Here is a 13327-nt window from a genome sequence, read left to right as displayed (position 1 = left end):
ATGCACGCCCAGGCAGCTGCCGGTTTCGATGCCTGGCACGTGCTGCGCGGCGGTAGGGTTGGTTCCCAAACAACCGCCGACCTTGATTGCGATCGCTTTGACGCATGGACCCGTGCAACTGCACGTGCGGCGGAGACGCGATGCCGATGATTGCAGTGCCCCACCGGGCGCGGTGGATGCATCGATGGTCGATCGGGATGCGACCCTACCGGGCTGTCGCGGGGTTGATGTTGGTTGGGGAAAGCAGCCGGGCAGAGCCCGGCTCTACTTTTCTCTTCGCCAGTTGATGGAGCCGCGGTTTTCCACCGTGCTCGATTCCACTTCGATGTCGAAGCCACGCCGCAGCAGGTACTTCAGGGTGATCACCGAGCCACTGCCGACCAGCGACACGCCGTAGCCCACGTACAGCTTGGGCGAGATGTACTTGCCGAAGCCGATCACCGAGCCGCCCAGCGCGCGCGACTGGCTGACCCCGGCGTCGTCCAGGCCCAGCTTGGCGCCCAGCTGCGAGGCGAGCAGGCCGCTGCCGGCCGACAACGCGGCGGAGGCCGCGTTGACCTGCTGGGTCTGGTCGCTGCTGGCACCGGTGAGGCTGCGCCCCAGCACCAGGAACGCCAGCGCTTCGGACTGCGACATCGCCGGGTCGGACCACACGTCCACCCGCGGCGACTGCGCGCGACCGGTCACGTCGATGCCGGCGGTGACATCGCCCACCCGCCGTTCGGCACGGATGTCGATGCGCGGATCCGATACCGGGTTGAAGTTCCAGTTGAGGTTGCCGCGGGTGATGGTCAGGTCCTGGCCGTAGGCCTTGTAACGCCCGCTCACTTCCAGCGCGCCGTTGGCGGTCATCTCGCGCCCGGGCCGCGCCCAGACCTGCATCTTGCCGCCCAACCCGCCCTTCAGGCCGAACCCGGCCATGCGCACGTTGTCACCCAGGCTCACGGTCAGGTCCATGTCCAGCGGCGAACTGGGGCCTTCTTCCGGGTCGGCCGGGTCCAGCACCACCACGTCTTCGGACACCGACGTACCGCGATCCAGCCGTTCCAGGTCGAGGTCGGCCTCGGGCACGTGCACGGTGCCGCGCAGCTGCATGGCCGCGGCGGCCAGGGTGAAGTCCAGGTTGGGGTTGGCCACGATGCGCAGTTCCGGCGTGTTCGACAACAGCACGTTTTCGCCGTGGATGTGCAGCTGCAGCGGTTGTGCGTCGCCGAACCACGACAGGCCGCCGTCGACGAACAGCGTGCCCTTGCCGGAGTTGGCCTGCGCGGTGATCCTGGCCGAGCCGTCCGGCTGCGCGGTGAAGCTGCCGCTGCCCTGGTCGAAGGTCAACCCGAGCGCGGGGAACTCGCCCTTGAAGTTGCTCAGCTTGGCGTCGCCGCCCAGCGACGGCGTGCCGCGCGTGCCGCGCAGGCTGACGTGGCCTTCGATCAGGCCGGTGGGGCGCACGATGTCGGGCGAGAACAGTTCCAGCCAGTACAGCCGCGACATGTTGAGGTACAGCTCGCCATTGAGCGGCGCGTTGGCATCCCAGCCGGTCTGCACCTTGGCGTCGACGAAGCCGTTGCCCTGGAAGCCCACGCCGAGTTTGGCGTTGATCTGCGCCGGGGTCATCTCCAGCGTGGCCGAGAACTGGTCGTAGCGCACCAGTTCGCCGCGCGCGTTGTCGCCCAGGCGGATGCCGCCTTCCAGTGACGCGATCCTCGCGCTGCCTTCCCAGGCGTTGCCACGCGGCCGGATCTGCCCGTCCAGGGTGAGCTCGCCACGCAGGTGCAGGCGCCGCCCCGATTGCGGGGGCAGCCACGGCTGCACCAGCGCCAGCGGCAAGGCGTCGCCGCGGATCTTCAAACCATCGCGCGGCCAGTTGGCGCTGGCGCACAGCGCGCCGCCGGTGGCCGCACCCAGGCAGGTATCGCTCAGGGTGAAGCTGCTGCCCTGGATGCCGAAGGTGGCCGGCGCGCGCAGCGCCCAGGGATCGCCCTTGACCGGCGCGATGCGCAGCGCGGCGAGGTCACCGCGCCAGGCGCTGCCCTGCTGGCGCACGCCGCCCTGCAGGGCCACCGCGCCCAGTTCGTTGTTGGCCTGCGCGTCCAGCCGCAGGTTGGAGACGCTGCCGCTGGCGTTGACGTTGATCGTGTCCAGCAGCATGCCGGCCTGCACCTTGGTGCCCTGCAGCGCGAGCGTCCCGTTGCTGCCCTGCCAAGGCAGGCGGCCACGGAGGCTCAGCGCTTCGGCACTGTAGTCGGCGTAGCGCAGGCCGCTGCCGACCAGGTCGGCGGTGATGTCCGGCGCAGTGCGCGGGCCGCGTACCTGCACCTGGCCACGCAGGGTGCCGGTGCTGCCCGGCATCAGGTCGTCCAGCTGCACCGGGTCGAGCTGCGCCTGCACGTCGAGGCGGTCGCCTACGCTGCCGCGTGCGGTCAGGCGGCTGTTGCCCACGGCCAGGCGCACGTTGCCCTCGCCCTGCTGCCCGCGCAGCGCGAACTGGCCCTGCGCGTCCACCCGGCGGTTGCGCAGCATGCCGTTGATGCCCGGCACGTCCACGGTGGCTTCATAGCTGCCGGCGGTGCCGGCCGGGCTGCCCGCCGGAGGCGGCAGCTGGCGACCCTTGGAGGCGACGGCGCCGGACAGGCGACCGTCCCACCCGGGCACGAAATAGCCGGGATCGAACGCGGCCAGCTTGGCGGCCACGTCCCAGTCCAGCTGCGGCGCCCACGCCACCTGGCCGGTCACATCCAGCGCGCCGCCCGGGGTCTTGGCCTGCAGTTGCCTGATCTGCGCGGCGGTATCGCTGCCGCGCACGTCGAACTGCAGGTCCGCGCGCTGCTGCTCGCGCTCGACCGAGGCCTTGCCCACCGCCGCCCAGGTCTTGAGCGTGCCGGCCAGGCCCATCCGCGCTTCCTTCAGGGTCACCGGAACCGGCTTGGCCGCGCCCGGCGTGGTGGTGTCCGGTTCGGGCACGAAGGTGAGGTCGTTGGCGACGATGGAGAAGCGCAGGCTGGCGTTCTCGCGGTCGCGGAAATCGGCGGTGCCCTGCAACCGCGCCTGGCCGCCCCAGCCCTTCACCACCAGCGGCGACACGGTCAGCACCTGGTCGGCCAGGCCGACGTTGGACGGCGCCAGCTCCACGGCCAGGTCGCCCTGCTGGATGCGGCCCTGCAGGTTGGCCTGGCCGCCTTTGCCGCTGGCGCTGAAGTCCAGCGACAGCGGCAGCGTGGCCGGGTCCATGCCCGGCACCAGCAGCGCCAGGTCCAGTTCCTTGCTGCGTGCGCTGGCCTTCCATACCGGCTCGTCGCGGCCTTCGAACACCAGGCTGGCCTGCAACGGTGCCGGCGCGTGCCCGGCCACGGCGATCTCCATGCGCGCTAGGTCGCCGCGCGCGACCAGGCCCAGCCGGGCCGGGGTGCGTCCGCGCGGCGCCGGCAACGCGGCGCCGATGGTGATGTCGGTGGTGTAATCGTTGCCCGGCAGGTAGTGGCCGTCCACGCGGAAGTCGCCCAGGTCGCTGTCGATCTTCAGCTGGTGGGCGCGGAACTCACCGTTGGCGATCTCCAGCCCACCGCGCAGCTTGCTGATGTCGACCAGCGGTTCCTGCGCCTGGGTGATGCGGAAGCCGTCGATGATGATGGTGTCGGCCTGGATCGCCAGCGGCATCTCGATCTGCGGCAGCGAGCCCGGCCACGACGGCATTTCGAACGGCTCATCGCTCTTGGCCAGGTTCAGCGTGGCATTCTTGATCTGCAGCGCATCCAGCTGCAGCTTGCGGCCCAGCAGCGGGCGGATGTCCGGGTCCAGGTAGGCGCGTTCGGCGGTGAAGTGGATATCGTCGAAGCGGAAATCCACGTCGTGCAGCACCAGCGGCCCGGCCACCGGGCCATCGACCTTGCTCCAGGTGAGCGTGGCACCGACCGGCAGGCGCGCCACCACCTGCGCCAGCAGCACGTCGCGCCCGGCCACGGTCTGCAGCAGCCAGTACAGCAGCAGCAGCGCCAGCAGCACCAGCCCCAGCACGGTGAAACCGGACCACGCCCAGAAGCGTCGCCTGCGGTAGAAGCGCCTGCGCGGTGGCGGCGGTGCGGGCGTCGGCGTCGGCGTGCTCACAGGTCCGCTCCGATGCTCAGGTACAGCTGGAACTTCGAGTCCGGGTTGTTCAGGCCATGCGCCACGTCAACGCGTACCGGTCCCACCGGCGATTTCCAGCGCACGCCGAAGCCCACGCCGGTGTGCAGGTCGATGTCGTTGTCGAAGGCGCTGCCGGTGTCGACGAACACCGCCCCGCCCCACGGGCCGCCCTTGAAGTAATGCTCGTACTCGGCCGACGCAGTGACCAGGTTCTTCGCGCCCAGCGCGAACTTGTCCGGTGGCGGCGTGCGCGGGCCGACCTCGCGGAATGCGTAGCCGCGGATGCTGCGGTCGCCGCCGGCGAAGAAGCGCAGGCTCGGCGGCATCGCGACCAGGTCGCTGGTCCAGGTGGTGCCGCCTTCGCCGCGCAGGATCAGGCGATCGGCGTCGCCGACCGGAATGAACCAGCGCAGCATCATGCTGGCCTGCACGAAGCTGGTGTCCGAGCCGGCGCCTTCGACTCCACCGCGCAGCGTGGCGCTGCCGCTGATGCCGCTGCGCGGGGCCAGGCGGTCGTCCACGTTCACGTAGTCGGCCACCAGCTGCGGGTACACCAGCGTGGAGGTGTTGTAGATGGCGTTGGTGAACTCGGTGCCCGATGCGTAGCGCCAGCGCTCGCGCAGCGCGTTGATCGAGGCGATCGCGGTCCAGTGTTCGTTGATCTCGCCGCTGCGGCTGCCGATCAGTTTGAAGTTGCGCAGGTCGATGTAGTCGGTCTGCTCGTCGTAGGCGCTGGCGGTCAGCCCGTACCAGCCGTCCAGCCACTTGAATGCCGGAATCCGGTAGGTGGTGACCAGGCTCTTGCGCTTCTGCGCATAGTCCAGCTGCGTGTTCATCTTGTGGCCGCGGCTGTTGAGGAAGCGCCGCTCCAGGCCGCCGCGCACACCCGCTCCGCTCTCGCTGCCGTAGCTGACACCGGCGGTGTAGATGGTGCGCTTGGCACGGGTCAGGTTGACGTCCACCGGCACGTTGCCGTTTTCATCGGCCTGGTCCGGCTGTGGCTGGATGTCGATCACGCTGAAGTAGTCCAGCTTGGTCAGCGACTCGCGCAGGCGGTCCAGCTTGCCTTCGTGGAAATAGCTGCCGGTTTCCCAGTACACCAGCGGGTCGAACAGGCGATCCACGAAGTAATCCTGGTGGAAGCGGATTTCGCCCATGTTGTAGCGGCGGCCGCTGTCCCAGGTCAGGTCGATGTCGGCGGCGTTCTCGGCGCGGGTGATCTCGACCCGGCGCTGGGTGAAGTCGGCATCGAAATAACCACGCTCGGCCAGGCGCCGGGTGACGGTGACGCGGCTGGCGTCGTACAGCGTGTGCTCGAAGCGCTGTCCCTTGCGCGGACGGAAATTCTCGAGGTCTTCCTGCAGGTACTGGTCCAGCTGCGCCGGGCCGGTGATGTCGATGTTCTCGCGCCGCACCAGGGTGGGCGGGCCGCGATCGACATGGATCACCACGCGCACGGTGTCACCTTCGCGCGGGCTGTCCACGGTGATCACCGGGTTGTAATAACCGAACGGCTCCAGCGCCTGCCGGGTCTGGCGCTCGGCCTGCGACAGCAGGTATTCCAGCCGCGACTCGCCCTGGACCTTGCCGATGGTGTCGTACAGCGACAGCGAGACTTCGATGTTCTCGATCATCTCGGCATCGTCGTCCCTGTCCAGGCCGGTGATGTCGACCTTCTCGATGGTGCCGCGCGCATGCGCGGTCGAGGCGACGGCCAGCGACAGGAACAACAGCGGCAGGAAATATTTCAAGGGCGGCATGGGCACAGGATAGCGGGATCGTGCCAAAAACGAAGCCCGTCGCTGCGCCGCATGCGGCCTCGGGCATCACGCCATATTCACGCAGGTGGAAGGTGGGCCAGGAATTGCTGCCAGTCCATGGGCTCGGACACGGAGAATTCGTAAGCTTCACCGCTGTCCATGCCGGACTCGATGCAGATGCTGAAGAACGCAGGCACCTCCACGCCCGGCACGCAGGCGTAATAGCAGTCGCCGTTGCCGTGGTTGTTGTAGCGGCCGAAGATCAGCACCCCGTCGCGAAGGGTCAGTTTCCCGCCGCAGGCATCGAGCCCGTCCTCGTCGTCTCCGGCTGCCACCTTCTGCACCGGCCCGTCGGCATCACCGTCGTGCAGGAATCCGTGTTCGAGGTACTCCCGCAGGTCGTCGGCGATCCCGCTGCGGAACAGGTCGCGGGCGAATGGTGTGGCCTGGGAGCCGAACAGCAGGAAGTCGTGCTCGCGCTTTGCCAGCGCCTGCTCGCGGGCCTCGCCCAGCAAGGGGGAGTCCACTGCAGCTGCCGGCGTTGCGCTGGAAAGGACAGGAACGCGGCCTGCGCCATTGATGATCATTGCGTTTATCTCGACATCGGGTGGGTACACCGCCGACCGGGGCTCGTACCCTGGCCGGCGGATGTTGACATGGTGCCGCATCCAGCTGGGATGCATTTCAGAACCCCTCCTCTTCCCGCTTCGGCGTCCACAGCCGCGGCACCGGACGCTCCGGCGGCGAAGCAATCAGCTGCTCATCGGCCCACTGGTGGACGTCGGGCTTCTTCAACTCGGCGGCCGCCATCTGATGCATGTCGCTTTCGGAATGTCCTGCGCCCTCCCATGCCGCGCGGTGCTTCTCCATCACCCGCAGCGCGGCCTGCTCCGCCCGCCACTCCAATGCCTGTGTCGGCGTGTCGAAGTGATAGAACACGGTGATGTCTACCTCGGGCAGCATCTCCATCAGTTCGGCCAGGCGGCGGTCGCAGCTGTAGGAACAAGGGTTGCTGTCGGACAGCATGCCCACCTTTCCGGTGACCTTCGGTACCGGGCCCTTTCCATCGAGAAGGTCCGCAATCCCGGGCACCGCCTTCTTCAATGCGTCAAACCAGCCCTTCAGGATCTTGTTCTCGCTGCATGAGCGGATCTGGTACAGGTAGTAGTCGCCGGGCGTCAGCGTCCTTGCATTGCTTGCCAGCAGGCGGCCCTCGCCAATGTACTGCCGCATCGCGTCGGAGAATGCCTTGCCCTCCAGTGCATCGAATTGCGCGTCGGTCAGCTCGGCGAATGACCGGGCCTGCTTCCCGCCCGGCACCGTCACCTGCAGATCGTGTTCGGTGAGGGTGATCTTCTTCGACGCCTGCCCCGCTTCGGCCAGCCTGCCCACCGACGGCATCAGGTCCGCGCCGAGCGGATAGTCCGCGCGGAACAGGTCGTTCTGCATCGGCCTGCCCTCGGCCTGGGCGGCGGGCAGGAACACACGACGCACCGGCACCGGCGTGACGAAGTTCTCCGGACGCATCCATGCCCGCGGCACGGTACTCAAGGCGAACCCGCGGTCCGGGAAATCGGGTGATGGGCCCAGCGGAACGCCGTCGTACGCGATGCCGTCCAGGCGGTAGCAGGCCGCGTTCATCAGGTCGTATCCGTTCAACGTACGGAAGTTCTGTTTCTGCAGTTCCTTCATCCGCGCCGCGTCCGCAGGCGGCAGGGATTGTTTCTCGACCTTGAGCTGCATCATGCGGGTGGTCAGCGCCTTCAGTTCGCGTTCTTCCGCGCGCAGGCCACTATAGGTCCGGTCCAGCTCAAGCCGCATCGCCCCCAGGCTTCGGTGCATGTCGTCGCGCAGGGCGATCATGTCCGGGCCCAGCGAGATGCTGTCGGGTGGGTCGCAGTCCGGCGACCGGCGGGCGCGATCATGGGGCCGTGCATCACTGTTGGGGCTGCCCCCGGCAACCGGCTTGAGCGGTCCACGCACGCTGCAGCGCGCCGCGATCGGCATCTGCTTCATCTGCTCGACCACTTCGCGGCGCAGCATGGACGCGTCGCCCAGCCGGCTCTTTTCCGACGCGGCAAGCTGTTCGAACAGCGCGTCCTGCCAGTGCGGATGCGCCTTGCCCTGCGCATCCGACACGATCATCGCGCCAGCGCCGGGACGGAACGCCAGCCGCGCTTCGGCAACCCCGGGCGTCGCCGAGCCAACCAGCAGCAGCGACCCCCCCTGGCCATCGTCACGCACTTTGAGGGTGCGGCCGGGAAGTGCCGACTGCAGGTGGGTGGCCAGCTGCTGCACATCGGCAAGCGTGCCGAAGGCATCATTCACCACCGCCTGCCGTTGTTGGCGCTGGGTGCGGCTGGTGAGCGTGTCGGCCACCAGTGCGCGGATGTCTTTCGAGAAGATCCACGACTCCACCTCGCGCGTCTGCAGGCCGTTGGCGCGGGCGACGATCTCTTCCGCTTCGGCCTTGGTCAGTTCGGGGAAGTGCTTGGCCAGGTTGTCCGCGGCGGTGGGCAGGCTGCGCTGTGCGCTGATCCAGCGCTGCCAGGTGATACGGCTCTGCCCCGGATCGGCCTGGATCACCCGGGCCAGTTCGGCACGCACCGCCGCCACCAACGTGTCGCGGGCGCTGTCGGCAGGCAGCTTCAGCCGCTGGCGCAGTGCGCTTGTGTCCGAAGCGTCGACCAGCGCGTCGATGCCGGGCAGGGTCCGTGTGTCGGCCACTTCCACCATCAGCCCTACCGGGCCCCGCCCGAAGCGGGCACCGCGGGTCCACTCGCCGATGGTCTCCACGTAGGTTTCAACGCCCTTGCCGTTGCCAAGCGCGGGGCTGTCGGCCCAGGCGCGCAGGATGATCGCCTCATCACCGGGAATGCCCAGCGCCCCGGGGTCGTCGAGGATGCGCTGGATGCGCTGGTCGATGGTCAGCGCCTGCACCACATGGCGCAGGTCCGCACTGGGCGACGAATCCCGCGAGCGCACCCCGAACACGGCTTCCAGCTCGTCGAGCTTTTCCGGCGGCAGGTTCTCCGCTTCCGGCAACCGGTTCACCCACTCCCGCTTGCCCACCGGCGACGGCGTGGTGGTGCGACGGCGGGCTGGCGGCTGCTCCTGTCGCCGCCAGGCGTTGTTGCGGAACTCGACCGGTGGCCCCACCTGATCGGGCGCCTTGGGCAGGTGCAGGCGCAGCACATCCTCGTTGTCCGCCGCGGCTTCGACGAAGCGCCCTTCCTGCCGGATGAACGACCGCTTGCCCTGCCGGTACAGCGTGCCGCCAGCGGCCAGCGGCTGCCCCAGCATCGGCAGGCCGGTAGCCGCCAGTGACCGGTCTTCAAGGGCGAGGCCGGTATCGACCTGCCCGTCGGGACGGAACGCGCGCGCCTGCTGGCGCCACTGGCGCACCGCATCGGCGGCCTCGGACACGGTGCCCACCCCGCGCCTGCCCAGCTGGTACATCAGACCGGGAATGGCGCTGAGCTGGGCGGGATCCAGCAGGTCGAACAGCCCCGCGCCAGCGATGAGGATCGCGTCGTTGAAAAGGCCGCGCTCCCACTGGTCGAGGGCGTCGCGGAAACTCCCGGCCACCAGTCCCAGCGTGCCGGCCAGGCACACGGCAGCGGCGCTCCCGGCGCTGGCCAGCGAACATATCGCACCCACGCCGACCGCACCGACCAGGCTGAAGGTTTCCGCGAAGCGCTCCAGCTGGCTCACGGTCATCTCGTCCACGTCATCGATGCGCGCGGCGATCAGCGCCGCGGCGGCGGACTGCGGGCCACGCGTGGCGGCATAGTCCACCGGCAGCGCACGGCGGGCCGAGGTGTGTTCGAACATCGCCGCCAGGTCCGGGTGGTGCCGGTACTGCGTGCGCGCGCGGATGTAGGCCTCGGCCCCCGGCTGGCGCAGCCACGCGCGGAAGCCGCGATCGTCGAGCAGGCGGTCGCCCTGTGCGGTATCGGGCAGGAACACCTGCGGACCGGTCGCGGTACGCAGCGCCCACATGCCCGCCATCACATGGCCTCGCAGCGTTACCGCCTGCAGGGACGACGGGCGCCTGCCATCGGCGTCGAGCGCCGCGTGCGCGGCGGTCAGCGCTGCATGCGTGGCCGCATCAAGGGCGCCGTCCTGGCGGGCGGTCTCGATCATCCAGGCGCTGCGTGCGCGCAGCTGGTTGGCCAGTGCGTCGGCGAAAGCAGCGCCGCGTGGGCTGCCGGGCAGCGCCTGCAGGTGGTGGATATATGCGTCGGCGAGGCGGTTGCTGTCCGCGAAGGCCTCCAGTTCGACGCAGATCGCACGGCGCAGCGCCGGGTCCTGCAGGGTTGCGGTCAGTGCGTCCGCCTCCGGCGGCGTGCCCTGCGCGGCGCCCTGGTAGGCAACCAGCTGCAGGGCATCCAGCGTGCCGTCCTCCAGCCACGGCGCCGGGTCCAGCCGCGTGTTGGGCAGGCCGATCTCATGCGGCGACAGGTCCGGCACGTTGACCGGCAGCGACGGCCGCCGCAGCCCGAAACGTTGCCAACCGCTGGTGGCCCAGTCGGTGAGGGCCATTTCGTGGCTCCCTACCCGCAGCCGCAAGCGGTCCGGGTCGAACCCGTCCAGCCCGCCCTGGAAGCCGGCCAAGCGCAGCGCATGCTTCATGGCGTCGGCAACGCTGTCGTGCGCGTGCTGGCGCAGGGTCTGCAGCGTCCCGTCCTGCTGCAGGCGGTACGTGCGCTCTGCCGCGACGTTGGCAATGCCCAGGGGGCTCCAGCGCAGCAGGTTGCGGTCCAGCTGCTGCTGCGCCCGCTGCTGGCCGTGGTCGACCAGCGCATCGGCCCACTGCTGGAGTGCGCCGGCGGCTTCGTCCACCGGGACGAAGTGCAGCTGGAAACTCTCGCCGGGATTCCATGCCTGCGGCCCCTGCTGCCCGCTTTGATGCCGGGCGAGCCGCTCCTCCCATCGCCTTACCAGGTCAGCGACGGCCGCACGCTGTGCCGGCGCCGCGGCCCCCACGACATCCCCGGCGAGGGTGCCGTCGATCCGGCCGCCCTCGGCAAACGCGCCGATCCGCGCACGCTGGGTGTCCAGGAACTGGCGGAAGGCCTGTTCGTCGCCGAACGCCTGGAAGCGGGACAAGTCCGAGCGGTACAGCACGACCTGGCCGTGCAGGCCGGGCTCGCCGACGCTGCGCAGCACCAGGTAGTTGGGCACCGGCACCGTGACCGGCGCGCCATTGGCCAGGCGATCCACATAGGTCAGCGAGGATCGTTCCACCGTACCGCTGCCCTGCAGGAACCCCAACACCACGTCGGCGCCGCGGCGGTGTGCGTTGCCGCTGCCCAGCACGCCGCTCGCCTTGGCCTTGAGTGCGTCGACGACCAGCCGTGCCTGCAATGCACGGCTCAGCTGCGGGCGCAGCCGTTCGGTCCGCGCAGTGATGTCCGCGCGCAGCCGGCGGGCGTCGGTGCTGCCGGCAAAGCGGGTCAGCTGCGCCAGCTCGGTGGCCGCGAGCGGCACACCGCCGCGCAGGAAGGTCGGTGTGCCCTGTGCAGCGCGCGCGAGGCAGAACTGCAGCAGCGGCAGGCGGTCGTCGACGTCCATGCCGGCCACGCGCGTGGACGGCAGGCGCACCTCGATATCCCGCCAGTCGCCCTGGAAGCCCACCTTGCGCAGCGCCGCACGCATCGCCGCGTCGGCGCCGTCCTCGATCGCGTCCAGCGCCGGGCGCAGGTCGCGCAGCGCCTGCCATTGGCCGACCAGCAGCTCCTGTTCGGTCGCCGGCAACCGCGCCACCCACTCCCAGCCGGGGTGGGTGGCAATGTCGCGTGCCACCGCCACGGACAGGCGGCGCCGGCTCTGCAGCTGCGCCAGCAGCGCGGCATCGCTGCGCAGGGCGTCCAGCTGCGCGGCGCTGACGCCGTGCAACCGGGTCAGGTCTGCGGCGCCCTCGGCGATGTGCGCCGATGCGGGCCCGGCTGCTGCGCGACGGACGCGACGGCCGGCGGCTGCGGGCTCCAGCTCACCCAGCAGCAGGTCGAGGCCGGTGCCCCAGATACCGCCCGGCAGTGCGACCACGTCACCTGCCAGCTGCGCGGCCAGTTCGCCGTGCGTGGTCCCGGCGGGCGTCTCCGGCCACAGCCACCGTCCCGTGGCGAGTGCCGCGCCGCCCACGCCGCCCAATGTCGCGAGCAAGGCGGCGGCGAGGGGCGCGCGCCGGACCAATGTCCTGGTCGCTTCGGTCGTGGTGGGCACCAGCGGCGCCGACATCAGGGGCGTCGCTGCACTGACCACCTCGCTCAGCGCCGACTCGCCCATCAAGGTCATTTCCATTGGCGGCGCTGCCTGCGGCACGCTCTGGAAGACGCCGTAAGCGCCCTTCAGGAGTGGCAGGCCGACAACCAGTCCGGAGAACCAGCCAGGCCGCGGGCTTGAGGCGGGAGAGCATGCCGCTGCAGCGGCCGCGGTTGCCTGCACGACCGGAACCGCACGGATAGCGCTTCCGACGTGCGCACCGCCGGGTGCGGCGGCGGCATCGAACGGCACGGCGTCGAAGCCATCGATGGTGGGCCGGATGCGCGGCGGGCCGGGGCGCCGGTCCTGATCGTCCCAACGCTGCCGTGCGATGCGTTGCGCTTTCTCTTCCGCGCCCGGACGCACCTTCGGCGCGTCGATGACGTCCACGCCGCCCACCGGCGCCAGCACCGCACCGCCCACGCCGTTCAACACCGCAAGGCGTTGCCAATGCGTAGGCAGCTCGGCGATGAAGCCCGCAACCCCCTGCAGCGGCCCTGCCGGCCGCGGCAGCGCGCGTTGCAGCTGCCATAGCAGCGCGGCCACGGCCAGCGCCTGGGCCAGCTGACCGCCGCCCAGATTGGGACGCAGCTGCGCGTCGGCGTCGGCCACCGCTTCATGCAGGGACCACAGGCACGTCCGCATGGCATCGGGCAGCGACTGCACCAGCGCATCGAACTGTTCGTGGCTGCGCAGCGACGGAAGCGCCACCGCCAATGACGGCAGCACCGCAGGGACGCTGCTCCAGCTGCCGGTAAACACGCTGCGCGCCAGCTGCCCTGCGGTGAGGGCGCTGCTGGCCCAGCCCGGCAGCGCTGCCAGCAGCGTGGTCCACGCGGCCCGCGTCAGCACGCTGTCCAGCACGTTGATGCCCGCGTGGTGCAGTTTCGCCACGTCGCGACCTCGCGCCGCCAGTGCCGCCTCCATCCGCCGGGTTACCGCCTCACGCGCCTCGGGCGTGGCGGCGCGGGCGATGTACGTTTCCATCGTCCATGCCAGTGCGGCGCGTTCCGGGGCACCGGTGTCCAGGATCGCGTTACGCACTGCCTTTTCGTGTGGGGTCAGCTCCACCTTCCGCAGAGCATCGCCGCTCCGGTACGGCGGCCGCGCATTGCTTACCTGGCTGGGGGTGTTCGTCCCTTTACCGGCCACCTCCCGCGTTGTCCGGGAGTGGCTGG

General features: G+C 69.8%; 4 protein-coding genes. All 4 read right to left on the bottom strand.

Annotated features, from left to right (window positions below; all coding sequences use genetic code 11):
- Nucleotides 1-264: 264 nt before the first annotated feature.
- Nucleotides 265-4101, bottom strand: a complete 3837-nt coding sequence (locus FSZ13_RS06320) for a translocation/assembly module TamB domain-containing protein (protein WP_145478589.1) — start codon at nt 4099-4101, stop codon at nt 265-267.
- On the bottom strand, nt 4098-5882 hold the full coding sequence (locus FSZ13_RS06315) for an autotransporter assembly complex protein TamA (RefSeq protein ID WP_145478588.1): 1785 nt from the start codon (nt 5880-5882) through the stop codon (nt 4098-4100). The genes FSZ13_RS06320 and FSZ13_RS06315 overlap by 4 nt, the downstream gene beginning before the upstream one ends.
- A gap of 77 nt (nt 5883-5959) precedes the next feature.
- Complete coding sequence (locus FSZ13_RS06310; RefSeq protein WP_145478587.1) at nt 5960-6409, bottom strand: hypothetical protein; 450 nt, start codon at nt 6407-6409, stop codon at nt 5960-5962.
- Between the two features lie 157 nt (nt 6410-6566).
- Complete coding sequence (locus FSZ13_RS06305; protein ID WP_145478586.1) at nt 6567-13193, bottom strand: hypothetical protein; 6627 nt, start codon at nt 13191-13193, stop codon at nt 6567-6569.
- Nucleotides 13194-13327: the final 134 nt, after the last annotated feature.

Source organism: Stenotrophomonas rhizophila, assembly GCF_007667275.1.
Taxonomy (GTDB): domain Bacteria; phylum Pseudomonadota; class Gammaproteobacteria; order Xanthomonadales; family Xanthomonadaceae; genus Stenotrophomonas; species Stenotrophomonas maltophilia_AE.
This window is presented reverse-complemented; position numbering and strand designations above follow the sequence as displayed.

Coding starts and splice junctions, on each gene's coding strand:
- FSZ13_RS06315 (WP_145478588.1), bottom strand. CDS start 5,882: ATGCCGCCCTTGAAATATTTCCTGCCGCTGTTGTTCCTGTCGCTGGCC.